This is a genomic window from Fulvivirga aurantia, assembly GCF_009711475.1.
Taxonomy (GTDB): Bacteria; Bacteroidota; Bacteroidia; order Cytophagales; family Cyclobacteriaceae; genus Fulvivirga; species Fulvivirga aurantia.
Window position 1 is genome coordinate 1 of record NZ_SMMD01000013.1, and the last position, 223, is coordinate 223.

Annotated in this window: 1 pseudogene; it reads left to right on the plus strand. The window is 40.4% G+C overall.

From position 1 onward, the window contains the following. Positions 1 to 223, plus strand: a pseudogene (locus E1176_RS19920) (GTPase Era); the annotation flags it as partial.

The following is a 223-nucleotide window of genomic DNA, read 5'->3' on the forward strand; positions in this document are numbered from 1 at the left end:
TATTTGTATTAAATAAGATAGATCAAGCGAAAGGCAGCCAGGCTGAAGACAAGCTAAATTATTGGAAAGAACACATCAAGGCCGATAAATACGTGATGGTTTCAGCCTTGGAGGGCTTAAACATCGGTGAATTGTTTGGTGCCATTGTAGATCAGCTACCGGAGCACGAAGCTTATTTCCCCAAAGATCAATTGACAGATAAACCTGAGCGATTTTTTGTTGA